28 protein-coding genes are annotated in these 24,151 nt (G+C 72.3%); 14 read left to right on the top strand and 14 right to left on the bottom strand.

Annotated elements, in window-relative coordinates:
* Positions 1-103: 103 nt before the first annotated feature.
* Positions 104-859: an SGNH/GDSL hydrolase family protein gene (locus EDF47_RS03425; protein ID WP_200849207.1), complete on the bottom strand. Its 756-nt coding sequence runs from the start codon at positions 857-859 to the stop codon at positions 104-106.
* 173 nt (positions 860-1,032) lie between these two features.
* Between EDF47_RS03425 and EDF47_RS03420 the strand changes: the two genes are divergently transcribed.
* The 6 genes from EDF47_RS03420 to EDF47_RS03395 are packed head-to-tail and all read left to right on the top strand — an operon-like array spanning position 1,033 to position 8,196.
* A complete protein-coding gene (locus tag EDF47_RS03420; RefSeq protein ID WP_133937923.1) occupies positions 1,033-2,592 on the top strand; it encodes an NCS1 family nucleobase:cation symporter-1 in 1,560 nt (519 codons plus the stop codon).
* 56 nt (positions 2,593-2,648) lie between these two features.
* Complete coding sequence (locus tag EDF47_RS03415) at positions 2,649-3,413, top strand: aspartate/glutamate racemase family protein (protein WP_133937921.1); 765 nt, start codon at positions 2,649-2,651, stop codon at positions 3,411-3,413.
* A complete protein-coding gene (allB, locus tag EDF47_RS03410; RefSeq protein WP_133937919.1) occupies positions 3,410-4,834 on the top strand; it encodes an allantoinase AllB in 1,425 nt (474 codons plus the stop codon). The genes EDF47_RS03415 and allB overlap by 4 nt, the downstream gene beginning before the upstream one ends.
* A 43-nt stretch (positions 4,835-4,877) precedes the next feature.
* The gene (locus EDF47_RS03405; protein WP_133937917.1) at positions 4,878-6,110 is read left to right on the top strand and encodes an alanine--glyoxylate aminotransferase family protein; all 1,233 of its coding nucleotides are present in this window, start codon (positions 4,878-4,880) and stop codon (positions 6,108-6,110) included.
* Entirely contained in the window at positions 6,107-7,366 is a 1,260-nt protein-coding gene (locus tag EDF47_RS03400; protein ID WP_133937915.1) for an allantoate amidohydrolase, read from the top strand. The genes EDF47_RS03405 and EDF47_RS03400 overlap by 4 nt, the downstream gene beginning before the upstream one ends.
* Positions 7,363-8,196: a MurR/RpiR family transcriptional regulator gene (locus EDF47_RS03395; RefSeq protein ID WP_133937913.1), complete on the top strand. Its 834-nt coding sequence runs from the start codon at positions 7,363-7,365 to the stop codon at positions 8,194-8,196. The genes EDF47_RS03400 and EDF47_RS03395 overlap by 4 nt, the downstream gene beginning before the upstream one ends.
* Here EDF47_RS03395 and EDF47_RS03390 read toward each other — a convergent pair.
* Both EDF47_RS03390 and EDF47_RS03385 read right to left on the bottom strand, forming a co-directional pair.
* Entirely contained in the window at positions 8,163-8,678 is a 516-nt protein-coding gene (locus tag EDF47_RS03390) for an SRPBCC family protein (RefSeq protein ID WP_133937911.1), read from the bottom strand. The two genes, EDF47_RS03395 and EDF47_RS03390, sit on opposite strands and share 34 nt — an antisense overlap.
* Positions 8,675-9,250 carry a GNAT family protein gene (locus tag EDF47_RS03385; RefSeq protein ID WP_133937909.1) on the bottom strand — a complete coding sequence of 192 codons (576 nt, stop codon included), beginning with the start codon at positions 9,248-9,250 and terminating at the stop codon, positions 8,675-8,677. The genes EDF47_RS03390 and EDF47_RS03385 overlap by 4 nt, the downstream gene beginning before the upstream one ends.
* Positions 9,251-9,294: 44 nt before the next feature.
* On the opposite strand from EDF47_RS03385, the gene EDF47_RS03380 reads away from it, so the two are divergent.
* Positions 9,295-10,332, top strand: coding sequence for a dipeptidase (locus tag EDF47_RS03380; protein WP_133937907.1), 1,038 nt, complete (start codon positions 9,295-9,297; stop codon positions 10,330-10,332).
* A gap of 53 nt (positions 10,333-10,385) precedes the next feature.
* Here EDF47_RS03380 and EDF47_RS03375 read toward each other — a convergent pair whose 3' ends face one another.
* The gene (locus EDF47_RS03375) at positions 10,386-11,057 is read right to left on the bottom strand and encodes a DUF899 family protein (protein ID WP_123292329.1); all 672 of its coding nucleotides are present in this window, start codon (positions 11,055-11,057) and stop codon (positions 10,386-10,388) included.
* Between the two features lie 166 nt (positions 11,058-11,223).
* Here EDF47_RS03375 and cysK point away from each other — a divergent pair, with 166 nt between their 5' ends.
* Complete coding sequence (gene cysK / locus EDF47_RS03370) at positions 11,224-12,162, top strand: cysteine synthase A (RefSeq protein WP_133937905.1); 939 nt, start codon at positions 11,224-11,226, stop codon at positions 12,160-12,162.
* Positions 12,159-12,743 carry a serine O-acetyltransferase EpsC gene (gene epsC, locus EDF47_RS03365; RefSeq protein ID WP_243833996.1) on the top strand — a complete coding sequence of 195 codons (585 nt, stop codon included), beginning with the start codon at positions 12,159-12,161 and terminating at the stop codon, positions 12,741-12,743. Before cysK ends, epsC begins: the two co-directional genes overlap by 4 nt.
* Before the next feature lie 64 nt (positions 12,744-12,807).
* On the opposite strand, the gene EDF47_RS03360 is transcribed toward epsC, so the two are convergent.
* The gene (locus tag EDF47_RS03360) at positions 12,808-13,107 is read right to left on the bottom strand and encodes an excalibur calcium-binding domain-containing protein (RefSeq protein ID WP_235035941.1); all 300 of its coding nucleotides are present in this window, start codon (positions 13,105-13,107) and stop codon (positions 12,808-12,810) included.
* A gap of 155 nt (positions 13,108-13,262) precedes the next feature.
* Between EDF47_RS03360 and EDF47_RS03355 the strand changes: the two genes are divergently transcribed.
* Complete coding sequence (locus EDF47_RS03355) at positions 13,263-13,637, top strand: MmcQ/YjbR family DNA-binding protein (RefSeq protein ID WP_133937903.1); 375 nt, start codon at positions 13,263-13,265, stop codon at positions 13,635-13,637.
* Here EDF47_RS03355 and EDF47_RS03350 read toward each other — a convergent pair whose 3' ends face one another.
* Positions 13,638-14,303, bottom strand: a complete 666-nt coding sequence (locus EDF47_RS03350; protein ID WP_133937901.1) for an MOSC domain-containing protein — start codon at positions 14,301-14,303, stop codon at positions 13,638-13,640.
* A 106-nt stretch (positions 14,304-14,409) separates the two neighbouring features.
* Between EDF47_RS03350 and EDF47_RS03345 the strand changes: the two genes are divergently transcribed.
* Genes EDF47_RS03345 through EDF47_RS03335 form a run of 3 tightly spaced genes read left to right on the top strand, consistent with a single transcriptional unit; the run spans position 14,410 to position 15,904 of the window.
* Positions 14,410-14,964 carry an RNA polymerase sigma factor gene (locus EDF47_RS03345; RefSeq protein WP_111084365.1) on the top strand — a complete coding sequence of 185 codons (555 nt, stop codon included), beginning with the start codon at positions 14,410-14,412 and terminating at the stop codon, positions 14,962-14,964.
* Positions 14,961-15,599, top strand: coding sequence for a hypothetical protein (locus EDF47_RS03340; protein WP_133937900.1), 639 nt, complete (start codon positions 14,961-14,963; stop codon positions 15,597-15,599). Before EDF47_RS03345 ends, EDF47_RS03340 begins: the two co-directional genes overlap by 4 nt.
* Positions 15,596-15,904 carry a hypothetical protein gene (locus EDF47_RS03335; protein WP_133937898.1) on the top strand — a complete coding sequence of 103 codons (309 nt, stop codon included), beginning with the start codon at positions 15,596-15,598 and terminating at the stop codon, positions 15,902-15,904. Before EDF47_RS03340 ends, EDF47_RS03335 begins: the two co-directional genes overlap by 4 nt.
* Before the next feature lie 37 nt (positions 15,905-15,941).
* On the opposite strand, the gene EDF47_RS03330 is transcribed toward EDF47_RS03335, so the two are convergent.
* From EDF47_RS03330 to EDF47_RS03300, 7 genes are all read right to left on the bottom strand, one after another.
* Positions 15,942-17,108: a low temperature requirement protein A gene (locus EDF47_RS03330; RefSeq protein WP_243833995.1), complete on the bottom strand. Its 1,167-nt coding sequence runs from the start codon at positions 17,106-17,108 to the stop codon at positions 15,942-15,944.
* A 92-nt stretch (positions 17,109-17,200) separates the two neighbouring features.
* The gene (locus EDF47_RS03325) at positions 17,201-18,091 is read right to left on the bottom strand and encodes a phospholipase (RefSeq protein WP_131845753.1); all 891 of its coding nucleotides are present in this window, start codon (positions 18,089-18,091) and stop codon (positions 17,201-17,203) included.
* A 290-nt stretch (positions 18,092-18,381) separates the two neighbouring features.
* The gene (locus EDF47_RS03320) at positions 18,382-18,837 is read right to left on the bottom strand and encodes a MarR family transcriptional regulator (RefSeq protein WP_131921792.1); all 456 of its coding nucleotides are present in this window, start codon (positions 18,835-18,837) and stop codon (positions 18,382-18,384) included.
* Between the two features lie 186 nt (positions 18,838-19,023).
* Entirely contained in the window at positions 19,024-19,674 is a 651-nt protein-coding gene (locus EDF47_RS03315; RefSeq protein WP_133937896.1) for a GntR family transcriptional regulator, read from the bottom strand.
* Between the two features lie 122 nt (positions 19,675-19,796).
* Entirely contained in the window at positions 19,797-20,588 is a 792-nt protein-coding gene (locus EDF47_RS03310) for a DUF2071 domain-containing protein (protein ID WP_166673180.1), read from the bottom strand.
* On the bottom strand, positions 20,585-20,983 hold the full coding sequence (locus EDF47_RS03305; protein WP_123338786.1) for a hypothetical protein: 399 nt from the start codon (positions 20,981-20,983) through the stop codon (positions 20,585-20,587). The genes EDF47_RS03310 and EDF47_RS03305 overlap by 4 nt, the downstream gene beginning before the upstream one ends.
* Positions 20,984-21,012: 29 nt before the next feature.
* Positions 21,013-22,287 carry a bifunctional phosphopantothenoylcysteine decarboxylase/phosphopantothenate synthase gene (locus tag EDF47_RS03300; RefSeq protein ID WP_131879575.1) on the bottom strand — a complete coding sequence of 425 codons (1,275 nt, stop codon included), beginning with the start codon at positions 22,285-22,287 and terminating at the stop codon, positions 21,013-21,015.
* A gap of 64 nt (positions 22,288-22,351) precedes the next feature.
* Here EDF47_RS03300 and EDF47_RS03295 point away from each other — a divergent pair, with 64 nt between their 5' ends.
* Positions 22,352-23,143: an NRDE family protein gene (locus EDF47_RS03295; RefSeq protein WP_166673179.1), complete on the top strand. Its 792-nt coding sequence runs from the start codon at positions 22,352-22,354 to the stop codon at positions 23,141-23,143.
* A gap of 50 nt (positions 23,144-23,193) precedes the next feature.
* On the opposite strand, the gene EDF47_RS03290 is transcribed toward EDF47_RS03295, so the two are convergent.
* A complete protein-coding gene (locus tag EDF47_RS03290; protein ID WP_123938565.1) occupies positions 23,194-24,102 on the bottom strand; it encodes an SDR family oxidoreductase in 909 nt (302 codons plus the stop codon).
* Positions 24,103-24,151: the final 49 nt, after the last annotated feature.

The raw sequence follows: 24,151 nt of genomic DNA, 5'->3' as shown, positions 1-24,151 counted from the left end.
TGAGTTCGGCTCGGACGTGGATCACCCGAGTAGAACGGCTGTTCGCGGGGGAGGACAAGCGGAGCGCGGGACGCGTGCGGAGAACCGCCGCGATCGTGCGTGATCAGTCGACGGGGGTCCACGCCGGGTAGGTTGCCGAGCGTCCGTCGCCCGAGGACCGCCGGGTGACGCGGCGCTGTACCCAGGGCAGGACGTGCTCGCGGTAGTAGCGGAGTTCCTCGGAGAGTCGGGTGCGGCCGGTCTGTTCGGACGCCGGCTCGATCGGTGCCGGTCCGTCCTCGATCGCGTGCAGGGCGAGGTCCGCGACGCGCTGGTGGCCGGTGTCGTTCATGTGCAGCCGGTCCTCGGACCAGAACTCGGCACGGCGCAGGTGCGGATCACGGGACACGTCGACGAAGGGCAGGTCGTACCGGTCGGCGAGGTCGGCGAGGGCGTCCGCCCAGGCGTCGCCGCGCGCGTTGATGAGGCGTCCGAGGGGGAGTCGTGCGCTCGGGTCGGCGGGGCTCAGCAGCGCCAGCCGGACCCCGCGGCCCAGGACCGTGTCGACCGCCGCTTCGAGCGGTGCGATGAGGGCGTGGGCGTCGAACCGTGGCCGCAGCAGGTCGTTGCCGCCCGCGCAGAACGTGATCAGCGTCGGTGCGGGGTCGAGTGCGAGAGCCGCGTCGAGCTGCTCTCCGAGGACCCCGGCGAGCAGGCGCCCGCGGACCGCGAGGTTGGCGTACCGGACGTCTGCGTCGTGCGCTCGGGCCATGCCGCTCGCGAGTCGGCCGGTCCAGCCGGGGAACGGTACGGCGCCGGCGTCGCCGATGCCCTCCGAGAAGCTGTCGCCGATCGCGACGTAGCGGATGGTGTCGGGCATGCGGCCATCATCGTGCACATCCTTGTGCACGTTCTGGAGTGGAACGAGCGTTTCAGGACAGCGACCACGACACACGACCGTTACACGAGGGAAACGGCGGGCGCGAAGAGGCTCCCTAACTTCTGTGGTGGAGGCGATCACCGCCTCCCCACCCCACTCCCTCGGAGGACGCCATGGCTACCGATCTCGTGACACCCGTCGCAGCGCCCCACGCCCCCACCACGACCGCCGCACCCGCTGGTGCCGGCGTCGTCAAGACCGGGTACGACCCGGCGCTCACGAACGAGGACCTCGCCCCGCTGCGCAAGCAGAGCTGGACGAGCTACAACTTCTTCGCCTTCTGGATGTCGGACGTGCACTCGGTCGGCGGCTACGTCACCGCCGGATCGCTCTTCGCACTGGGCATCGCGAGCTGGCAGGTGCTCATCGCCCTGGTGGTCGGCATCCTGATCGTGCAGGTCTTCGCCAACCTCGTCGCCAAGCCGTCGCAGCGCACTGGCGTGCCCTACCCGGTCATCAACCGTGCGGTGTTCGGGGTGCTCGGGGCGAACGTGCCCGCGATCATCCGCGGGCTGATCGCGATGGCCTGGTACGGCGTGCAGACGTTCCTCGCCGCGCAGTCGCTCAACATCATCTTCCTGAAGTTCATCCCCGCCTCGGCCGGGCTGCTCGACCACTCGTTCCTGGGGCTGTCGGCGCTCGGGTGGATCTCGTACGCGATCCTGTGGGTCGCGCAGGGGGCCCTGTTCTGGATGGGCATGGAGGCCATCAAGAAGTTCATCGACTGGGCGGGCCCGGCGGTGTACGTCGTGATGATCGCGCTGGCGATCTACCTCGTCAGCCAGGCCGGCATCGGCAACATCTCGTTCACGCTGTCGGTGGGGGAGCCGCTCTCGTTCGGCGCGTCGATCCCGGTCATGCTCTCCGCGGTCGCCCTGGTGGTCAGCTACTTCTCCGGCCCGATGCTCAACTTCGGTGACTTCTCGCGCTACGGCAAGTCATTCGCGTCCGTCAAGCGGGGCAACTTCTGGGGCCTGCCGATCAACTTCCTGTTCTTCTCCGTGCTCACCGTGCTGTGCGCGAGTGCGACCGTGCCGGTCTTCGGCAAGCTCATCACCGACCCGATCGAGACCGTGCAGGCGATCGGCGCCCCGTTCGCGATCCTGCTCGGCGGTCTGACCTTCGTCACGGCGACGGTCGGCATCAACATCGTCGCGAACTTCATCAGCCCCGCGTTCGACTTCTCGAACGTCGCTCCGCGCAAGATCTCGTGGCGAGCCGGCGGCATGATCGCCGCGGTCGGCTCCGTGCTGCTGACCCCGTGGAACTGGTACGGCAACGACCAGGCCATCCTGTACACGCTCGGGGTGCTCGGCGCCCTGATCGGCCCGCTGTTCGGCATCCTGATCGCCGGGTACTACATCGTCGGGAAGCAGCGCATCGCCGTCGACGACATGTACACGAAGGACACCTCGGCCCGGTACTGGTACCGCGGCGGCTTCAACCCGAACGCCATCGGTACCCTCGTCGTCACCGGGGTGGTCTCGGTCGCCAGTGCGGTCCTGCCGCCCGCGCTCGGGATCCTGCCGGGGCTGAACAACTACAGCTGGTTCATCGGCTGCGGCCTGGGGCTCGTGGTCTTCTGGGGCCTCGAGCGGGTCCGGCCGAGCATGCCGGAACTCGCCTCGGACGACCCGACGGTCGACGACGGCGCCGCCGTCGGACGAGCCTGACACGCCCCCGCACCACCAGCGACACCCGCACCGCCCGCACCACCGGAAGGACCCCGATGCGCATCCGCGTCGTCAACCCGAACACCACCACCTCGATGACCCGCTCGATTGGCGTCGCCGCCACCGCGGTCGCCGGCCCGGGCACCATCGTCGAGGCGGTGAACCCCACGATGGGCCCGGCGTCGATCGAGAGCCACTACGAAGAGGCGCTCGCGGTGCCGGGGCTCCTCGAGCAGATCGCGCTCGGGGAGCAGGACGGCGTGGACGCCTACGTCGTCGCTTGCTTCGGTGACCCGGGCCTCGACGCCGCGCGGGAGCTCGCCGCCGGGCCGGTCATCGGGATCGCCGAGGCGGGCTTCCACGCAGCGGCGATGCTCGGGCGCCGGTTCGGCGTCGTGACGACCCTGGCGCGGACGACCGGACGGGCCCACGAGCTCGCCGAGCGCTACGGCTTCGCGTCGCTCGTCACCGAGATCCGGGCGTGCGAGGTCGCGGTGCTCGAGCTCGACGACCCCGCTTCGGGCGCACGCGCCCTGGTGATCGAGGAGTGCCGGGCCGTCATCGCCGGCGGAGCCGACGCGGTCGTGCTCGGCTGCGCGGGGATGGCGGACTTCTGCGCCGAGGTCTCGCGGGCGATCGGGGCACCGGTCGTCGACGGCGTCGCCGCGGCGACCGTGCTCGCCGAGTCGCTTGTGCGGCTCGGGCTCTCGACGGGCAAGCACGGCGAGTACGCCACCCCGCCGACGAAGGCGATGTCGGGTCTGCTGGCGGGCTTCGAACGCCAGCCGGCGGCGGGCGCGACGGTCGGGGCGGGCGCATGACGGGCCTCCCGGCCGACGGCAGCACCGGGTCCCGCACCGACGTCGACACCGACACCGTCGCGGACCTCGTCCTGCGCGCAGACCGCGCCTGGATCGACGGAGCCTTCCGCCCCGCAGCGGTCGTCGTGCGCGACGGCCGCGTCGACACCGTCCTGCCGGTCGACGCAGCCGTGGCCGCTGTCGACGACCGCACCGTGCCGGCCGACCAGGTCCTGCTGCCCGGCCTCGTCGACACCCACGTGCACGTCAACGAACCCGGACGCACCGAGTGGGAGGGGTTCGCGTCCGCGACCCGGGCCGCCGCACTCGGCGGGGTCACGACCATCATCGACATGCCGCTCAACTCGATCCCCGCGACGACGACGGTCGAGGCGCTCGCCGTGAAGCGCGCGAGTGCCGAGGGGCGGGTCGCCGTCGACGTCGGGTTCTGGGGCGGAGCCGTGCCGGACAACGCCGGCTCGCTCGGCGCACTGCACGACGCGGGCGTCTTCGGGTTCAAGTGCTTCACCGCGCCGTCCGGGGTCGACGAGTTCCCGCACCTGGACGCCGACCAACTGCGCGCCGCGATCGAGGAGGTCGCCCGGATCGACGCCCTGCTCATCGTGCACGCCGAGGACCCCGAGTTCCTGGTCGACCACGCCGCGCTCGGCGGCCACTACGAGGACTTCCTCGCCACCCGCCCGGTCGACGCCGAGCGGTCCGCCATCGCGCGGGTCATCGACGGCGCACGGGCCACCGGCGCGCGGGTCCACATCCTGCACCTGTCCGACGCCGGAGCGATCCCGATGATCCGCGCCGCGAAGGACGACGGCGTCCGGATCACGGTCGAGACCTGCCCGCACTACCTGTCGTTCGAAGCGGGGACCATCCCCGACGGCGCGACCGAGTACAAGTGCTGCCCGCCGATCCGTGACGACGCGAACCGTGACGCCCTGTGGGCCGGTGTGCTCGACGGCACGATCGACATGATCGTGTCGGACCACTCGCCGTCGACCGCCGACCTCAAGGTCGACGACTGGGGACTGGCCTGGGGCGGGATCGCCGGCCTGCAGGTCGGCTTCCGAGCCGTCTGGACCGAGGCCCTCCGCCGCGGCATCCCGCTCGAGGTGCTGTTGCCACTGTTCACGACCGGTCCGGCAGCACTCGTCGGCTTCCCCGACCGCGGGGTCATCGCCCCCGGCGCGCTGGCCCACTTCGCCGTGTTCGACCCGTCCGCCACTGCGGTCATCGACGTGGCCGGCCTCGCACACCGCAACCCGGTCTCCGCGTTCGCCGGCCTGGAGGCCCGTGGCCGCGTCACCGAGACCTGGCTGCGCGGGCGCGTGGTGGCGTCCACCGCGTCCGGCGTCACCGCCGTCGAGGGGCAGCTCGTCGCGGCTCCCGTGACCGCGGATGCCCGGGTCACCGAAACACGTCTGTAACGATCGTTCCGGTACGCTCGTGATCGGAACGGAAGGACCAACCATGCACCCCGTGAACCCGCCAGCCCGCCTCCTCATGGGCCCCGGCCCGATCACCGCCGACCCGCGTGTGCTCCGCGCCCTGTCGACCCCGCTCGTCGGGCAGTACGACCCGTGGATGACCTCCGCCATGAACGACACCCAGGAGCTCTACCGCGGTGTGTTCGGCACCAAGAACGACGCCACCGTGCTCGTCGACGGCACCTCGCGCGCCGGGATCGAGGCGGTGCTCGTGTCGCTCCTCGCACCCGGGGATCGCGTGCTCGTGCCGGTGTTCGGCCGGTTCGGGCACCTGCTCGCCGAGATCGCCGGCCGTGCCGGGGCCGAGGTCCACACCATCGAGACCGCGTGGGGGCAGGTCTTCACACCGTCCGCGATCGAGGACGCCATCGTCCGTGTCCGGCCGAAGGTGCTGGCGATCGTGCAGGGCGACACCTCCACGACGATGAACCAGCCGCTCGACGAACTGGGCGCGATCTGCGAGCGGCACGGCGTGCTGTTCTACACCGACGCCACGGCGACCGTCGGCGGCAACCCGCTCGAGGTCGACGCCTGGGGCATCGACGCCGTCAGCGCCGGCCTGCAGAAGTGCCTCGGCGGGCCGTCCGGCAGCGCGCCGGTCACCGTCTCGCCGCGTGCGACCGCCGTGCTCGACGAGCGCCGTAGTGTCGAGGCCGGCATCCGGGAACCCGGTGACGACGTCGCCGACGAGCCGATCCGCTCGAACTACCTCGACCTCGCGATGATCCTGGACTACTGGGGTCCGCGGCGGCTGAACCACCACACCGAGGCCGCGTCGATGCTCTACGCCGCCAACGAGTGCGCCCGCATCCTGCTCGACGAAGGGCGCGAGCAGGCGATCGCTCGGCACGAACTCGCGGGCCGCGCGATGCTGCAGGGCGTCCAGGCGCTCGGGCTCGGGGTGTTCGGTGACGTCGCGCACAAGATGCACAACGTCGTCGCCGTGGAGATCCCGTCCGACGTCGTCGGCGACCAGGTCCGTGGTTCGATGCTCGACGACCACGGCATCGAGATCGGCACCTCGTTCGGACCGCTGCACGGCAAAGTCTGGCGCATCGGCACCATGGGCTACAACGCCCGCAAGGACACCGTCGTGACGACCCTCGCCGCCCTCGAGCACGCGCTCCGCCGGGCCGGGCACGCCGTCCCGCACGGCGGTGGGGTCGACGCCGCCCTCGACGCCTTCTCCGGTGCGCCGGTCGGGGTGCTGGCGTGAGCGCGGCCCCGGTCGTGACCGCCACCGCCCTGGGCACCGCCGACGCCGAGCTCGTGGCGCGCTGGTGCGACGAGCTGGCCCTGGTCACCGAGGAGACCGGCCGGATCACCCGCGTGTACCTGTCGCCCGAGCACGCCCGCGTCAACGGGATCGTCGCCGGGTGGATGCAGGACGCCGGACTCACCACCTGGCAGGACGCCGCCGGCAACCTGCACGGACGGGTCGACGGCGCGACGCCCGACGCCCCCGTGCTGCTGCTCGGCTCGCACCTCGACACCGTGGTGGACGCCGGCCGCTACGACGGGATCGTCGGGGTCCTGATGGCCATCCGCACCGCTGCGCGACTGACGGCCGCGGGACCGCTGCCCGTCGCGCTCGAGGTCATCGCGTTCTCCGACGAAGAGGGGACCCGCTTCGGCAAGGCGCTCCTCGGGTCGTCCGCCGTCGCCGGGGTGTGGGACGAGTCCTGGTGGGACCTGGCGGACGGCGACGGCGTGACCCTGCGCGAGGCCTTCACCCGGTTCGGGCTCGACCCGGCCCGGGTGGGTGACGCGGCGGCAGACCCGACGACGCTCGCCGGCTACCTCGAGGCGCACATCGAACAGGGTCCGTACCTCGAGCAGGCCGGTCAGGCGCTCGGCGTCGTCACGAGCATCGCGAGCGCCCGACGCTTCTCGGTCGAGGCCGTCGGCGAGGCCCGGCACGCGGGCGGAACGCCGTACGAGCGCCGCCACGACGCGCTGCTCGCCGCGGCCGAGGCCGCCTTGGCCGTCGAGCGGATCTGCCGGGCGTCGCACCACGTCGGCACCGTCGGCACGATGACCGTCGAACCGGGCGCCGTGAACGTGGTCCCCGGGCTCGCACGGTTCTCGGTGGACCTGCGCGGCGAGTTCGACGACGGCCGCGACGCGGTCTGGGACGAGCTCACGAAGGCGTTCTCGCTGATCGGGGAACGACGCGGGGTCAGCGTCACGCCGACCGAGGTGCACCGCGCGCCGGCGGTGTTCTGCGCGCCGCGGCTGATGGACGCCGTCCGCGCCGGCATCGAGTCGACGGGCGAGGCCGCGCCGATGGAGCTGTTCTCGCGGGCCGGACACGACGCCATGTCGCTCGGGCTCGTCACCGACGTCGCGATGCTGTTCCTGCGCAACCCGGACGGCATCAGCCACCACCCGGACGAGTTCGTCTCGACGCCCGACATCGCGCTCGGGCTCGACGCGCTCGCCGTCGCGGTGGAGCGGGTGGCCCGGGCATGAGCACCGCCGGACCGGACGTCCGCGCCCGCATCGACTCCGTCTGGGAGCAGCTCTCGCCCGCCGAACGACGCGTCGCCGCGATGGTCCGGCACGACCCGGAACTCCTGCTCGTCGGCACCTCGGCCGAGCTCGCCGCCGAGTCGGGCACGTCGAAGGCCACGGTGTCCCGGCTCGTCCGGTCGCTCGGGTTCCAGGACGCGGCCGAGGTCCGGCAGAACCTGATGTCCGCACGCGGCTCCGGCCTGCCGTGGGTCGCGGAAGACGCCGCCCACGTCGACCAGCGCGCCGTCGAGGCCCGCAACCTCGACGCGGCCTTCGCCTCGCTGGCCCGTGCCGATCGTCCGCGACTCGCTCGCCGCATCGTCCGCGCTCATCGCGTGCTCGTGTTCGGGGAGCGCGGCGCCTACCCGGTGGCGCTGCAGCTCCGCGCGCAGCTCGCCCAGGTCCGCTCCGACGTCCGGGTCGGTCCGGCACCGGGGCAGCGGCTCGGCGAAGAGGTCGCCGACCTCGACCGCCGTGACCTCGTCGTCCTGGTGACCGTGCGTCGTCACACCGCCGGGGTCGACCGGATCGTGCGGCACTGCGTGTCGACCGGCGCCGACGTCGTCGTGCTGGGCGATCCGACCGCAGCCGTCATCGCGGCACCGGCGAGCACCGCGATCCTGTGCCCGGTCGACTCGCCGGCGGCGTTCGACTCGATGGCGGCCTTGTTCGCGGTCGTCGCGGCCATCGCGAACGACGTGTACGAAGCCTCGGGGCCGGCCGGCCGCGCGCGGGTCGACGCGGTGGCGAGTGCTTACGACGCGCTGGGGGAGCTCGCAGCGCCCTGACCGTCGGGGCCGTCAGGGCCATCGCGGCCGTCGGCGTGCAGCTCGGTGGCGAGCGACGCGTTGCGCTCACGGATGAGCCGCGGCAGGTAGCGCTCGAGGGCGACGACCTCGGCCAGACGACCGAGCGGGCCGAACGGTGCGCGGAACGTGATGGTGTCGACCATGCGCGTGCCGCCGGCCGACGGCTCGAACCGGTGCTCGTGGTGGAAGCGGGCAAACGGACCACGCACCTGTTCGTCGACGAACCGGTGCGGAGCCTCCAGGCTGGTGATCTCACTCGTCATCCGCCAGACGATCCCGAAGTGCCGCGCGCGCCAGGTGACGGACTCGCCCAAGCCGATCGTGCCGGACGTCGTGCCGGCGACGGCGCGTTCGTCGGTCGCAGCCATCGACCGCTCGTGCGCGCCGATGTCGAGCGACAGCGCGAACGCGCGCTCGGGCCGTGCGGCGAGCTCGGTCACCACGCGGAACGTCACCGTCACGACGCGGGCCAGACCGTCGGCGTCGAGCGGTCGTCGTCGCGCAGAGCAGCTGCGATGAGCTGGTCGTGGCGTCGTCCCCGGTGGAACACGCCGGACCGGAGTCGCCCCTCGTAGCGGAGCCCGAGCCGCTGCGCGATCGTCGCAGACGGGGCGTTCGTGGCGATCGCTCGCCACTGCACGCGGACGAGCCCGAGTCCGTCGGGAGACGGCGCGAACGCCCACGCCAGGACGGCGGCTGCGGCCTCGGTCACGAAGCCGTGGCCGCGACCGCCCGGGTGCACGGCGTAGCCGACCTCGGCCGCGCCGTCGACGAACCCGAACAGCCCGATCGTCCCGAGGAGTCGGAGGTCGTCGGCTCGCCGGATGCCGAACTCGTAGCGGGAGTCCGTGGACCAGCCAGCGCGCACGACGTCGGTGATCCAGTGGTGCGCTTCGGCGTGGCCGTACGGCACCGGTACCGGTGTGTAGGCGACGACGTCGGGATCGTTCGCGTAGGCGACGACGTCCTCCGCATCGGCGGGCACCGGCACGGAGAGCACCAGGCGATCGGTCCGGAGGGTGACGGGGTCCACGCACCGAGCCTAGCCACAGGGACGTGCGCGGTAGCGTCGGGGGCATGACGTTCGACGCGATCCCGTTCCCGGTCATCGACGGCCACAACGACCTGCCGTGGGAGCGCCGCGAGACCCACGACTCCGGGCTCGAGGGCATCGACACCGAGGTCGACTCGCTGCACACCGACCTGCCGAAGCTCCGCGCCGGTGGGGTCGTCGGCCAGTTCTGGTCGGTCTTCGTGCCCGTCGACGAACCGGACCCCGTGCGGACGACGCTGCAGCAGATCGACCTGACGCACCGGATCATCGCGCGGTACCCGGAGTCGCTCGCACTTGCCCGGACGGCGACCGAGGTCCGGGCGGCGGTCGAGTCCGGCCGGATCGCGTCGCTGCTCGGCGCCGAGGGCGGGCACTCCATCGGCGACGACCTGGCGGTGCTCCGCGACTTCGCCCGACTCGGCGTGCGCTACATGACGCTCACGCACAACGACGACACCCCCTGGGCCGACTCGGCGACGGGCTCGCGTCCGCACGGCGGGCTGACCGACCGCGGCCGCCAGGTGGTGGCCGAGATGGAGCGGATCGGCATGCTCGTCGACCTGTCCCACACCGCACCGGCGACCATGCGGGACACCCTCGACGTCGCCACGCAGCCCGTCGTCTTCAGCCACTCGTCCACCGTCGCCGTCGACGACCACCCGCGCAACGTGCCGGACGACGTGCTCGCCCGGTTGTCGGACAACGGCGGCATCGTGATGATCACGTTCGTGCCGAAGTTCGTCTCCCGCGACTGGGCGGACTGGGAGGACGCCGGCTCGGTGGGGGAGCCGCCGCTCGTGACGGTGTCGGACGTCGCCGACCACGTCGAGCACGCCCGCGACCTCGCCGGCGCAGCACACATCGGCCTCGGCGGGGACTACGACGGCACCCCGGTGCTGCCGCCGGACCTGCGAGACGTGTCGCGGTACCCGGTGCTCGCGGCCGAGCTGCAGCGGCGCGGGTGGGGAGCGGATGACCTGCGGGCGCTCGCCGGGGGCAACGTGCTGCGGGTGCTCGAAGCGACTGACGAGCGGTTCGCGCGGACGGCGTTCGTGCGCTGACGAATCGTCAATAGGTCAACAGCCTGTTGACCGATTGGCACGGAGCGCCGGCGTCAACCGTAGGTGGGGTACTGCGGCCAGCCCTCGGGGCTGTCCTCCCAGTCCTGCTGGCGGCCGTACGCGGTGCGGTCCATGATGTGCGCGACGGGCAGGATCGCCTCGGTCCCACGCGATCCGGTGGCGTACGTCAGGTAGGGCACGCCGTCGCGCAGCAGGTAGTACGAGTAGCCCGGCACCGGACCGTCGTAGTCGTCGTGGTGCAGGGTCCACCCCCAGTCGTCGTGGTAGCTCGTGGCGCCCGACGACACCCACCGGTGCGGCCAGCCGCGCAGCTCCCGCCAGCGCTCGAGCTTCTCGATCGGAGCCTGCGAGACCATGGCGAACGCGATGCCCTCGTCGTCGAGCCGGCCCGTGTTCGCCGGCAGGTTGTCCACGGCCCAGGTGCAGCTCGGGCAGCCGTCGTCCCAGTCGGGCGCGAACATCACGTTCTGCACGAGGAGCAGGTAGCGGCCGTCGAACAGCTCGGAGAGCCGGACCGGGCCGTCGGCGCCCTGGAACTCGTAGTCCTCCACCTGGACCATCGGGAGTCGGCGGCGGGCGGCGGACACACGGTCGCCGTGCCGGGTGAGTTCTTTCTCGTCGCGGACCTGGGTGGCGAGTGCCTCGTCGAACGCGGCACGGTCGACCACGGGCGGTGCGACCTCGGGTTGCTGCAGCTTGGACATGGCGACCTCCTCGTCGTTGCCCGGCACCGTACGCCCAGGTGGGCCACACGGCAACGGGAGCCCGATGCCGTGGACAGGACCACCTGGGGTCCGGTCGCTAGGATCGGGCGCACACCGCGCCTCCAGGAAGAGCGATGCGCGACCTGACCCGATGAGGACGGACCGGATGAGCGGCACGATCTACGACAACATCTCCCAGGCGTTCGGCAACACCCCGCTCGTCAAGCTGAACCGGCTGCCGAAGGCGGGTGGCGCCGAGGTGCTGGCCAAGCTCGAGTTCTACAACCCCGGCGCCAGCGTGAAGGACCGCCTCGGCGTCGCGATCCTCGACGCGGCCGAGCAGTCCGGCGACCTGCAGCCGGGCGGCACCATCGTCGAGGGGTCGTCGGGCAACACCGGCATCGCCCTCGCGCTCGTCGGTGCGGCCCGCGGGTACAAGGTGATCATCACGATGCCGGAGACGATGAGCGTCGAGCGTCGTGCGGTGATGCGCGCCTACGGTGCCGAGATCGTGCTCACCCCCGGTCCCGAGGGCATGAAGGGCGCGGTCGAACGCGCCGCCGCGATCGTCGACGAGACGCCCGGCGCGATCCTCGCCCACCAGTTCGAGACCGCCGCGAACGCCGCGATCCACCGGAAGACCACCGCTGAGGAGATCCTGCGCGACACCGAGGAGCACGTCGACGTGTTCGTCGCCGGCGTCGGGACCGGTGGCACGATCACGGGTGTCGGCCAGGTGCTCAAGGAGCGCGTGCCCGGCGTGCAGATCGTCGCGGTCGAGCCGAAGGACTCCCCGCTGCTGACCGAGGGCAAGGCCGGACCGCACAAGATCGCGGGCATCGGTGCGAACTTCATCCCCGAGGTCCTCGACCAGTCCGTCATCGACGAGGTGTTCGACGTCGAGCTCGACGACGCCCTGCGTGTGGCGCGGGCGCTCGCGACCGACGAGGGCATCCTCGCCGGCATCTCGTCCGGCGCGATCATCCACGCCGCGCTCGAGATCGCAGCGCGACCCGAGAACGCCGGCAAGCGCGTCGTCGCGATCGTCTGCGACACCGGGGAGCGCTACCTGTCGACGGTGCTCTTCGAGGGACTCACTGCGTGAGTCGTCCCGTCCGACGAGGCGTGCTGCGGACGGTCCGGGAGGACCTGGCCGCAGCACGCCGCGGCGACCCCGCCGCCCGTGGTGACCTCGAGAACGCGATCGTCTACTCCGGGCTGCACGCCATCTGGACCTACCGCGTGACGCACCGGCTCTGGCTCGCCAGGGGCCTGCCCGGATCGCGGTTCGTCGCACGGGTCATCGGCCAGGCAGCACGGTCGGTGACGGGCATCGAGATCCACCCTGGCGCCCGCATCGGCCGACGGTTCTTCATCGATCACGGCATGGGCGTCGTGATCGGGGAGACCGCGGTGATCGGAGACGACGTCGTGCTGTTCCACGGGGTGACCCTGGGCGGGCGCGGTGGCGACCACGGCCCAAGAGCTCGCCGGCATCCGGTCGTCGGCGACCGCGTGGTGCTCGGCGCGGGATCGTCCTTGATCGGGGCGATCAGCATCGGACAGGACTCCGTCGTGGGTGCGAACACCGTGGTGACGAAGGACGTCCCTGCGGGGTCGGTCGTCACCGGGGTCGCCGGGACCGCCCGCCCGCGGTCCGGGCACGAGGGCGTCCCGACGCTCTGAACGCCCCGCCGGATCGACGGGGCGTTCGAGGGTCAGCGGTTCGGTGCGTCAGCGCGTCAGCGCCTCAGCTCTTCTCGCAGGCGATGCCGTCCTTGTCGCGGTCGAGCTTCGCGTTCGCCTTGTACAGGGCGTCGTCCTTCTTCACCGTGCCCTTGAGCGCACGGGTCGTGGTCTTGCCGCCGGAGACCACCTTGTTCTTCGTGACGGACTTCTTCGCGATGCCGCCCGAGTACACCTTGTGCACCGCGGTGCAGTTGGCGTAGGTCTTCGGGGCGGCCTGCGCGGTCGAGGCCCCACCGACGACGACGGTGGTGGCGAGGACTGCGGTGGCGGCGGCGATGCCGAGGGTACGGATGATGCGCACGGGTTCCCCCTGGAACGAGTGGGTGATCGCCGGAGCGACCGCCGCGTCGGGTACGCGGCGAGCTGATCATACGATGTGAACGACGCTCATGACATGCCCCCGAACAGGTCCGGTCCGCGAGCCACGGTGTCGGGCGTCTGGGGCATGCTGGGTGCATGGACGGCGCGCAGTTGCACGAGATCGCGAGTCGCACCGCGATGGGCCTGCCCGCGGTGTTCGAGACCGAGCCCTTCGGCGAGGGCGCCGTGGTCTACAAGGTCGTCGACAAGATGTTCGTGATGACGAGCGAGCTCCGTGGTGTGCCGATCGTCAACCTGAAGTGCGCGCCGCCGCACGGGGCAGCACTCGTCCGCGACCACGCCGAGATCACGCCGGGGTGGCACATGAACAAGCGGCACTGGATCACGCTCGCTCCCGGTGACGGCATCGACGAGACCCTGGTCGAGGACCTCGTCGCGAACGCCTACGACCTGGTCGTCGCCGGGTTGCCCCGAGCGAGGCGGCCCCTCGACCCGACGCGCGGCGACTGATCAGGAGCTGGCGGCTGCCGAGGACCGGGCGGCTGCCGAGGACCGGGCGAGGACCTTCGAGACGTCGCGGACGACCTTCGGCGCGAGTCGCTCCCCGGACTCGAGCACGGCACGGGCACGCTCGGGGGTCAGCCCCGCGAAGACCTCGCCGATCGTCACGCCGTGCTCCGGCCGGTACGTCACGACGACCGGGTCGCCTGCTGCCACCGGGCCGGACTTCACGACCCGCAGGTACGCGCCCGGACGGCCTTCCTCGGTGAACCGCCGGACCCACTTGTCGACGCCCATCCGGCGCGCGAACGTGCCGCACGGGATCCGCGGGATCGTCACCTCGAGCTCCAACGTCTCGCCGATGCGCCACCGCTCGCCCGTCACGGCCCCGGTGACGTCGACACCCGTGGTCCGCAGGTTCTCGCCGAACAGGCCCGGCGGGATCTCGCGCTCCAACGACGCGGCGAAGTACGCGGCGTCCTCGTCGGCGTAGGCGTACACGGCCTGGTCCTCGCCGCCGTGGTGCTTCCGGTCGGCCTGGACGTCGGCGTACAACCCGAGCGGTCGGACCCGGACCTTGCCGTCGACCGGACGCTTGTCGATGGCGGTGACGCCGATCGTGCCGGAGTCGGGTAGCAGGCGGTCGACGCGGCAGACGGCGGTGACGAGCGACATGCCACAACTCTGGCGCAAGTGTGACGAGAAGTGTGACGATCCGCCGTCCTCGCGCGTCCCATCAGCGACCGACCTCGTTCCCAGCCCCGACCAGTAGAAGGAAAGCGTGCACCACCAGTCCCTCGCCGAGCTCGACGACGCGGTCCTCGCCGGCCGGTCGTCCGATGGCGACGTCCGGGCCTTCGAGGTCCTGATCCGCCGCTACACACCGCTCCTGCGCGCCTACGCCCGTCGGACCCTGGGATCGACCGACGAACTCGACGACGTCGTGCAGGAGACCTTCATCACCGCGTGGGACCGCCTTGACCGGCTCGAGGACCACGCCAAGGTGAAGTCCTGGCTGATGCGGATCCTCAGCCGGAAGTGCCTGGACCGCATCCGGGCCCGACGGTTCCACGACGACGTCACCGAACTCGAGGTCGCCGCACCCGCCGACGACGCTCCCGACCGGGTCGCCGAGGCCCGCTCGCGTGAGGAAGCGGCGGAGACGGCGCTCGCTGAACTGCCCGAAGCCCAACGACGCTGCTGGATCATGAAGGAGGTGCTCGAGTACAGCTACGACGACATCGCCGCAGAACTCGACCTGCCTCCCTCGACGGTCCGCGGACTCCTGTCCCGAGCGAGGAAGAACATGATCCGACTCATGGAGGGATGGCGATGAGCGACCTCGACGCACTCGAACTCGACGACCTCGACGGCCACTCCATCGACGAGCTCGCCGACTACCTGGACGCCGGCATGCAGCCGCCGGACCCCACCATCGACGGCTCACCCGCGTGCCAGAACGCCCTCGCGGCGATCCTGCGCGTGCGGCACGCGTCGCTCGGCTCCCTCGAGGCCGCCGCCCGCGACGAAGCCCCGGCCGACGAGTCGTGGATCGGCGGCGTGCTCGCCAACATCTCGTTGGAGTCCCGCTCCGGACGGGACGTCCCGCTCCGCGCGCAGTCCGAGTCGGAGCGCCCGGTGATGACCGAGGGAGCCATCCGATCGCTCATCCGCCGGACCGGCGACGGTGTTCCCGGCGTCCTCGTCGCCCGGTGCCGGCTCGAGGGCGACGTCACCGAACTCGCCGCACCGATCCGCGTGGTCGTCGAGGTCGCGATCATGTCCGGCCCGTCGATCGTCGCGACGGCGGACCTGGTCCGCACCGGGGTCGCCCAGGCGCTGGCCGAGCAGACCGACCTGGTCGTCGAGTCGATCGACGTGGTGGTCCGCGACCTGCTCGAACCGCAGCCCGACGCCGACGACCCGCACACCGACACCGGCACCGAGATCGACACCGAGGGGACCCGATGAGCACCACCGACGACACCGTCGCCGCGGTCGAACAGGCCGTGGTCGACGTGCCCGGCGTCACCGACCTCTACCGCGCCCGCCCGACCGTGGCCAGCACGGTCAGCGCCGTCCGCGGCATGGCGTCCAGCGCGACCCCCGCCCGCGTCGTGGTCGACGACGGCGTCCTGCGCGTCGTCATCGGCACCGACGGACACCGGCCCGCGCCCGAGGTCGCCCGCGCCGTGCACGACGTCGCCCTGACGACGGCGTCGGCGCACGGCCTGGCGCTCACGCGGGTCGACGTGCGGGTCGCGCGGGTGGGGTGAACCCGGCCCACCTCCCGTCCGACCCCCGATCGCGTCCTCAGCGCACGCGGTGCGTCCCCGGCCGCCGCTCGGCGACCTCGAGCACCACGACGATCGCGGCGACGAGCAGCGCGGTCGCGACGAGGGAGACGTCGGGCACCGCGATCGTCGCGAGGATCGCGACGGCGAGCACGACGACGATCGCGTTCCACCCGGCGGACAGTGACGGCCGGAGTGCGAGCGCCCAGATCGCGAGCACGAACAGCGCGACCGGGACGGCCACGGTCGCAGCCACCGTGGCGTGCGACAGGTCGGCCTCACCGGCGTCCGCGCTGACCGCGACCTCGATCCCGGCCGGCAGCGCACCCGCGGCGGCGAAGACGAAGTAGTGGCCGTAGCCGAACACGAGCGCGCTCGGCAGGTTCCGGATGTGGTCGTGCTGCTCACGCGAGAAGTAGACCCACCAGAGTCCGGCGACGATGACGAGCCCGGCGGCGGCCAGCACGAGCAGCGACGCGAGGTGGTCGGCCTGGGCGATGCCGTCGATGACCGCGTTCGCCGAGGCGACGAGCCCTTCGCCCAGCACGATGAGGGTGAAGAGCGCGTACCGCTCGGCGATGTGGTGCGTGTGCCACGGCGTCGTCTCGCCCGTGCCCTCGGCGATCGGCGGGACGAGGACCTCGAGCAGGACGAGGACGGGGAACGCCCACGCCGTCGATCCCTGCGGCAGCGCGAGCATGCCGACCCAGAGCACCTGGACGACGACGATGCCCACGGCGTACCGGAGTGCGGTGCGGCGGTACCGCGAGGACGACACGGCGACGCGGACCCACTGCGCCACCATCGCCAGGCGCATCACCACGTAGCCGATCACCGGCACCGTGAAGTCCCCCTCGGTCATGGCGGCGTGCACTCCGGCGGCGAGCACGAGCACGCCGGCCATCTGCACGAACGTCGTGACGCGGTACAGCCAGTCGTCGGTGTCGAACGAGGTCGCGAACCAGCTGAAGTTCAGCCACGCCCACCAGATGGCGAAGAACACCATGGCGTACGCCACCACCGCGGAGCTGACGTGCCCCTCGGTCTCGATCTCGTGCAGGTTGGTGGCGGCGAAGCCCACCGCGACGACGAACACCAGGTCGAACAGCAGTTCCAGGGGGCTCGCGGCACGGTGTCCCTCGGCGGGGTCGCGGGGCGCCATCCGGCGCAGTCCGATCGTCGTCACCCGGCATGCCTACAGGACGAACGGCCCCGGGCGGTACCCGGGGCCGTTCGATCTGCAGGTGCGTGGGCCACCAGTCGGCCGGCCCGCGCCGCTCAGTAGAAGTTGCTCGCCTGCGAGTGCGCCCACGCCGAGCACGGCGTGCCGTACGCGGCGCTGATGTACTGCAGGCCCCACTTGATCTGGGTCGTGGCGTTGGTCTGCCAGTCGGAGCCGATGGTCGCCATCTTCGAACCGGGCAGCGCCTGCGGGATGCCGGTCGCCCCGCCGTTGGCGTTGACGGCCTGGTAGTTCCACCCCGACTCCTTGGTCCACAGGTTGTCGAGGCACTGGAACTGGTCGGAGCCCCAGCCGTACTCGGACGACGCCAGCGAGGTCGCCGTCGCCTTGGCGCCTGCGACGGTGTTGCCCGCCGCCAGCTTCTGCGCGGCCTCCGCTGCTGCGGCAGCGGCCCGCTTCTCGGCGGCGGCCTTCGCGACGGCGGCCGCCTTCGCGTCGACGTCGCGCTTGTCCTGCGTGGCGCTGGCCTGTGCGACGTGCGCGGTGGACTCGACGGTCGACGAGATGCGCGTCGTGAGCGCGGCGCCGGACAGCTCCGGGTAGTCACTGAGCGCGTCGATGTGCTGCTCGAGCGAGGCCGTGTCGGTCTTGGCGTTCGCCGTCGTCATCACGGTCTTCGCGGTGGAGATGGTCGCCGCTGCCTGGGCACGGTCGAGGGCGGTGCCGCGCAGCGCGGGCTGGGCCGTCGCGGACGCACTCGCGGTGCCGGTCGGCATGCCGAGCGCTTCGCCGATGGCGGGCTGGGTGCCGATCGTGAGGGCACCGCCGGCGACGGCGAGGACCGCGGCGCCGCCGACGATCAACGTCGCACGGTGTCGGAGCGCACGGTGGCGGAGGGCGCGGCGCACGCGCCGGCTGGGGGAGTTCAGGGCCTCACGTCGGGTCGAGGCGGTGGTGGTGGGGAGGTCGGGGGTGTGTCCTGGCATCGGTTCCGGTGGTCGGGCGGTTCGTGGTGCGGGACTCCGGGCTGCGCGACGCGTCGGGGACGGTGAGCGATGCTGCGCGCGTCAAGGTGCGCGCAGCAGGGGGAGTCCGGCGAACCGGGGAGGACCGGACGGTGGTGTGGGGCCCGTCCGTCCGCCGCGACCGGCCCTGGGGAGGCCGCCGTCGGGCGAAGCCGACACGATGACTCGTCAGACTGGATGACGCGTCCAGGATCGCTGGCAGAACCGTCCGTCCACCCGTTGGTAACGGTTCGGTAACGGCCGGTTCGGACCTAGAACGTGTGAGGTTCCTGGGTGCGGTCGCCCTGGGCGACGCGTTCGAGGGCGTCGAGCGCTCCGGCGATCGCGGTGACGTCGGACTCACCGAGCTCGGCGATGAGCTCGGCGACGATCCCGGTGCGGTCCGAGCGTGCTCGTTCGACCGCTGCGATGCCCTCGTCGGTGGCCGAGACCATGAAGGCCCGACCGTCTCGGGGGTCTGCCTCGCGCGCGATGAACCCGCGTTGTTCGAGCTCGGTCAGGATGCGGGTCATCGTGGGCTTCGTGACCACCTCGATCCGCGACAGGTCGCCCGGGCGCAGGGGTCCTTCGCGCTGGATGGTGGCGAGTGCGGACACGATCCCGTACCCGAGCGAGGCCGAGTCCGTCCGTGCTCGCCGGTTGATCCGTCCGACCGCCGCGGCCAGACGTGCGGCGACCTCGGTACGGTCCGTCGATCGAGGACTCATGTGCTGCTCCGGGTGGGCGATCGGGTGGTCGCCAGCGATGCTATCGGCTCGCCGGATCCGCAGTCTGGGAGCGTCGTGCGCGTCGGTCGCGGGCCTGGACGGGGTGTCCGGGAGGCCCGTGGAACGCGGACCGCCCGCCTCGCGTGCGCGAGACGGGCGGGTTCCTGTACGGCGGTACAGCCGGACTCAGTGCTTCTCGCCCGGCAGCTGGTGGATCGCCTCGGTCGCGAGCTCGGCGGCGACGTTGTCGCCGGACTCGGTCGCGGTGCGCAGCCGACGGAAGTCCGCGGTCATGCGGTCCCAGTCGACGAGCTCGTCGAGGTTCGGCAGGCGCAGGCGGAAGGCCAGACCGTCCATGGTGTCGCGGCACACGCGCTGCAGGTTCTCGTTGCCGCACTCGGCGACGTAGAGCGCGAACACGTCGAGCGAGTCGTGGTTGACGGCGGGGACGTCGTGCGACTCGAGCTCGGCGATCGTCTTGTCGAGCTGCGCGAGGATCCTCTTCCGTGCACCCGCGCCGAGGCGCGGGACCGCGAGGCGGACGACACCACCGAACAGCACCCCGAGGGTCTGCATCGCCTCGATGACCTCGGCGGGGTTCGGCGTCGTGACGCGCGTGTACCGGTTCGGCGCCATCTCGATGAGGCCGGCGCGGGAGAGCTGGCTCAGCGCCTCGCGGATCGGCGTGCGGGAGACGCCGAGCCAGGCGATGAGCTCGTCGTCGTTGAGCCGCTCGCCGGGGACGAGCGTGCCGTCCATGATCGCGTCGTGGATCTTGTGCCGGACGGTGTCGCGGAGCAGCTGGTGCTCGGTCGGGGCGCTGCGGGGGACCGGCATGCGTTCTCCTTCGATCGGGGCGCGGTCAGTGCACGCGCACCGATCAACGTACCTGATATGAGACCGGCGTTCCGCTCGGCTCAGCGCGTGTCACTGGGCGGCATCGTCCGTGGCGTGGTCGCTCACCGCACGACCCCGCCCCAGGCGTACCGCACCGTGGTCCCGTCGACGACGAGCAGCGAGTCGGGTGCCCGGTCGAACAGCCCCGGCATGCCGACGGCGTCGGGCAGGTCCCCCTCGAGCCGGTCGAGGTGCGCGGCCCGTACGGTCAGCGGCGGGTGCTGTCGCTGCCAGAACAGCGTCTGGGCCAGGTACCGGGCGTGGATGCCGGCGCGGGTGGTGAGCTCGGCGGCCAGTGGCGTGTCGACGACGTCACCGGCGGTGACCCGGATCGAGGCCGCGTGCCGGGGTCTGGCCGTGCCCGAGGGACGTTCCTGCCGCAGCGACCGCGCCCAGCGCACCGGGTGCAGTGCACGTGCGGGATGCCGGACCGACCGGTGCGCGACGACCTCGCCGCGGCGGCGCGACCGGGCGTGCGCGAAGGTGTACGGCACGCCGAGCAGCGCGTGTGCGGCCACGATCGCCGGCACGTTCGCGGTGTCCACGGTGCGGTACGCGACGCCGCGTCGGCCCTGGTCGTCCACGGTCAGGACCTCGATGGTGACCTCGGTCATGCGGCCGAGGCGGCCGGCGGAGGGGAACGGCGGCACCCGCGTCTCGTGGAAGACGTAGGCCGTGAGTCCCACCCAGGCGCTGCCGTCGACCACGTCGGGGCGCGTCCCCCGTGGGACGAGTCGCGCCAGCGAGCCCGGGTCGTGTCGCCAGTGCGCGAAGACGACGTCGTCCCACGCGTGCTGGGTCACCGGCCGGTGCAGCAGCGGTGCGGCCGCACGGGTCCAGGACTGCTGGGTCACCGCTTCGGTGCGTGCCGACCCACGCGCACGGCCCACAGGACGAGCGGGGCCTGCAGCGGGAGCCGCAGCACGGAGACGAGCCGCATCGCCCGGGTCGACCGCGGGCTGTCGAGCAGGTCGTTCGCCATCTTCACGTTCGCGGGGAAGACCGCGGCGAACAGGGCAGCTGCAGCCCACCCCGAGGCCCGGCGAGTGGCCGGGAACGCGAGCCCGGCGGCGATGCCGAGTTCGGCCACGCCGGACGCGACGGTCGTCAGCCGCGGTGGCAGTGTGTCCGGCACGATCCGGTCGTAGTGGCGCGGCTGCAGGAAGTGGGTGACACCCGCCCCGCCGAGCAGCACCGCGAGCAGTGTGGCAGTCCGGGTGGCTCGTTTGATCCGCTCACGTCGTCGCATGCCCCCATCGTGCTCGCCCGTCCTCGGAATCAGGTCAGTGCGGTCGCGACGAGGTCGAGGACCGCCGCCGCCACCTCAGCCTTCGTGCCCGAGGTCTCGCGGACCACCTCGCCGCCCGGCACCAGGACCTCGATCGCGTTCTCCTCGCGCTCGAACCCGGCCGACCAGCCGACGTGGTTCACGACGAGCAGGTCGGCGGGCTTGCGGGCGATCTTCGCGCGCCCGAGTGCGATGCGGGCGTCGCGGTCGGGTTCGGTCTCGGCGGCGAACCCGACGATGACCTGCCCGGTGCGCCGCGCCGCCACCAGGTCGGCGAGCACGTCGGGGTTCCGCACCAGCTCGAGCGTCATCCGCTCGCCCTGGGCGTCCTTCTTGAGCTTCTCGGCGAGGACCTCGGCCGGACGGTAGTCGGCGACGGCAGCGGTCATCACGACGACGTCGGCATCGACCGCCGCGGCGTGCACGGCCTCGGCGAGCTCGAGCGCTGACCCCACCGGCACGACGGTCGCGTCGATGCCCACGGTCAGGCCGGCCTCGACGTTCGCGGCGACGACGGTGACGACGGCGCCGCGCGCCGCTGCGTCGGCGGCGATCGCCAGGCCCTGCCGACCGCTCGACCGGTTGCCGACGAAGCGCACCGGGTCGAACGGCTCGCGGGTGCCGCCCGCGCTGACGACCACGCGGACACCGGACAGGTCGCCCTGCTCGCCACGGGCCCCGGCGCCGGACTGCGTCCCCCCGTCCGTGCCGGCGCGACGCCCCGCGCCTGCACCGGCCGGGTCGTCCAGCACGGCGAGCGCCGCGGCGACGATGTCCTCGGGTTCCGCCATCCGGCCGATGCCGGCGTCGTCGCCCGTCAGCGCGCCGACCACCGGTCCGACCAGGTGCACACCCCGCTCGCGCAGGACGGCGACGTTGGCCCGGGTCGCCGGGTGTTCCCACATCTGCGGGTGCATCGCCGGCGCGACGACGACCGGGGCGTCGGTGGCGAGCAGCGTCGTACCGAGCAGGTCGCTCGCCAGGCCGTTCGCCATCCGTGCCAGGGAGTCCGCGGTCGCCGGGGCCACCACGACCAGGTCCGCGCGACGGCCGAGGGCGACGTGGCGGACCTCGGAGACGTCGTCCCAGACGCTCGTGGTGACGGGGTTGCGGCTGAGTGCCTCGAGCGTCGGCAGCCCGACGAAGCGCAGCGCCCCCTCGGTCGGGACGACGTGCACCTCGTGCCCGCGCTTGACGAGGTCGCGGACCACGCCGACGGCCTTGTAGGCGGCGATGCCCCCGGTGATCCCCACGATGACGGTCAGGCCGCGCTCTGCTGCTGCGTTCACGCCGCTCACGCTACCGGGGGCACGTGCGAGGATCGACGGCATGTGCACCGTCGTCGTCCGCGTCGACCCCGGGTCCGCGTGGCCCGTCACCGTGCTCGCCCTGCGGGACGAGTCACCCGAGCGTCCGTGGGACCCGCCTGCTGCGTGGTGGCCCGATCGCGACCCCGGGGTCCGTGGTGTCCGTGACCGTGCTGCCGGCGGTGCGTGGCTCGCCGCCTCGGACCGTGCCGGACTGGCGGTCGTGCTCAACCGCGGCGAACCGGTGCCGAGTGTCGACGGCACGTGGACGACCCGCGGGGTGGTGCCGGTCGACGCCGTCGCCGACGACCTGTTGCCCGGACACGACGGCACGCTGCCGACCACGCGCGCGTTCAACCTGGTGCGGGTGACCGCCGACGGCGCCGCGGTCCTGACCTGGGACGGCACACGGGTCCGCACGACCGAGCTCGGCCCGGGCGTGCACATGGTGACGCACGGCGAACCGGACGACCCGGCGGCGCCGCGCATCGGGCGGTGGCTCGAGGCCTTCCGCGCCGCGGACGCCCCGGTCGGGCCACCGGTGCTCGGACCCTTCGACGAACTCCGGACGGTGGACGCGGGCGACGATGCCGGAGACGGGTGGAGCGGCTGGTTCGGTGTCCTGGCCGAGTCTGCTGTGCTGCCGAGCGACCACCCGGACGCGATCCTCCGCGACGCGCACGAGGCCGAGGGGCACATGACGACGCTGTCGATCGTCGCCGCGGCGATCGGTCCGGACCGCACGGTCCTGCAGCACGCCCGCCTGACCGAACCCGGACGGTTGGACGGGTCGGTGGAACTGCACCGCGCCTGACGCGGGCGGCGCACCGGACGCGCCACGGGCCTCCCGGCCGCGCCCCGCGCTCAGAGGGGCGGGCGTGTCCCGGTGAGGTCCTCGGCGACGGCCCAGAGCGAGCGGGCGAGGTCGGCGCTCCTTGCCGACCCGGGGATCGAGACGGCGGTCGTCGGTCCGGTCAGGCCGAAGGGGCCGGCCGGGCCGTAGTAGGCGCCGCCGACCGCGTTCGGGCCGACCGCGGCGTAGAGCAGCGGCTCGGTGCCCTGCTCGACCGCCTGCGTGAAGGGGAGCGCGCGGTTGTTGGACCGCACCGGCTTCGCGCGTCCGAGTGAGCGCCCGGCCGACTGGAGGTTCGTGCGGGTGTAGCCGGGGTGCGCCGCGGTGCTGACGAGGGGGACGTCCGCCTCGACGGTCAGTCGGTGCAGGTGCAGCGCGAGGAGCAGGTCGGCGAGCTTGGACTGGCCGTAGGCGCGCCAGCCGTTGTACCCGCGTTCCCACTGCAGGTCGCCGAAGCGGATCCGGCCGGGGATCGCGGCGAGGCTCGACATTGTCGCGACCCGCGGTGCCTCGGCACGCAGCAGCGAGGGCAGCAGCAGGTTCGTCAGCGCGAACGGACCGAGGAAGTTCGTGCCGAACTGCAGCTCGAACCCGTCGACCGTCTCGAAGCGCTGCGGCGGCGCCATGACGCCAGCGTTGTTCACCAGGACGTCGATCGGGCGGTCCTCGCCGACGATGCCGTCGGCGAAGCGGCGCACGCTCGCCAGGTCCGCGAGGTCGAGTTCGCGCACCTCGACGTCGGCGTTCGGGTGGGCTGCACGGATCTCGGCCGCGGCGGCATCGCCCTTCGCGGTCGTGCGCACGGCGAGCACGACGCTCGCGCCGGCGGCCGCGAGACGGGTCGCGGCTTCCTTCCCGGTGCCACTGTTGGAGCCGGTGACGACGATCCTGCGTCCGGTCTGGTCAGGGAGCTTCGGCATGCGGGCGACCGTACACGCGGGCGCTGGCCATCACGGCTCGGCCGTGATA

Origin of the sequence: Curtobacterium sp. PhB190, assembly GCF_004365385.1 — a bacterium.
Lineage (GTDB): Bacteria > Actinomycetota > Actinomycetes > Actinomycetales > Microbacteriaceae > Curtobacterium.
Note: the sequence above shows the minus strand (reverse complement) of the source record. Positions and strands in the feature narration are given on the sequence as shown.

Bases quoted from the DNA above. Each gene is read 5' to 3' on its own strand.
- EDF47_RS03380 (WP_133937907.1), top strand. From the start codon at position 9,295: ATGACGTTCGACGCGATCCCGTTCCCGGTCATCGACGGCCACAACGAC.
- EDF47_RS03320 (WP_131921792.1), bottom strand. From the start codon at position 18,837: ATGAGTCCTCGATCGACGGACCGTACCGAGGTCGCCGCACGTCTGGCC.
- EDF47_RS03295 (WP_166673179.1), top strand. From the start codon at position 22,352: ATGTGCACCGTCGTCGTCCGCGTCGACCCCGGGTCCGCGTGGCCCGTC.
- EDF47_RS03325 (WP_131845753.1), bottom strand. From the start codon at position 18,091: ATGCCAGGACACACCCCCGACCTCCCCACCACCACCGCCTCGACCCGA.
- EDF47_RS03405 (WP_133937917.1), top strand. From the start codon at position 4,878: ATGCACCCCGTGAACCCGCCAGCCCGCCTCCTCATGGGCCCCGGCCCG.
- EDF47_RS03355 (WP_133937903.1), top strand. From the start codon at position 13,263: ATGGACGGCGCGCAGTTGCACGAGATCGCGAGTCGCACCGCGATGGGC.
- EDF47_RS03415 (WP_133937921.1), top strand. From the start codon at position 2,649: ATGCGCATCCGCGTCGTCAACCCGAACACCACCACCTCGATGACCCGC.
- cysK (WP_133937905.1), top strand. From the start codon at position 11,224: ATGAGCGGCACGATCTACGACAACATCTCCCAGGCGTTCGGCAACACC.
- EDF47_RS03375 (WP_123292329.1), bottom strand. From the start codon at position 11,057: ATGTCCAAGCTGCAGCAACCCGAGGTCGCACCGCCCGTGGTCGACCGT.
- EDF47_RS03315 (WP_133937896.1), bottom strand. From the start codon at position 19,674: ATGCCGGTCCCCCGCAGCGCCCCGACCGAGCACCAGCTGCTCCGCGAC.
- EDF47_RS03340 (WP_133937900.1), top strand. From the start codon at position 14,961: ATGAGCGACCTCGACGCACTCGAACTCGACGACCTCGACGGCCACTCC.
- EDF47_RS03335 (WP_133937898.1), top strand. From the start codon at position 15,596: ATGAGCACCACCGACGACACCGTCGCCGCGGTCGAACAGGCCGTGGTC.
- EDF47_RS03350 (WP_133937901.1), bottom strand. From the start codon at position 14,303: ATGTCGCTCGTCACCGCCGTCTGCCGCGTCGACCGCCTGCTACCCGAC.
- EDF47_RS03290 (WP_123938565.1), bottom strand. From the start codon at position 24,102: ATGCCGAAGCTCCCTGACCAGACCGGACGCAGGATCGTCGTCACCGGC.
- EDF47_RS03420 (WP_133937923.1), top strand. From the start codon at position 1,033: ATGGCTACCGATCTCGTGACACCCGTCGCAGCGCCCCACGCCCCCACC.
- EDF47_RS03425 (WP_200849207.1), bottom strand. From the start codon at position 859: ATGCCCGACACCATCCGCTACGTCGCGATCGGCGACAGCTTCTCGGAG.
- EDF47_RS03395 (WP_133937913.1), top strand. From the start codon at position 7,363: ATGAGCACCGCCGGACCGGACGTCCGCGCCCGCATCGACTCCGTCTGG.
- allB (WP_133937919.1), top strand. From the start codon at position 3,410: ATGACGGGCCTCCCGGCCGACGGCAGCACCGGGTCCCGCACCGACGTC.
- EDF47_RS03305 (WP_123338786.1), bottom strand. From the start codon at position 20,983: ATGCGACGACGTGAGCGGATCAAACGAGCCACCCGGACTGCCACACTG.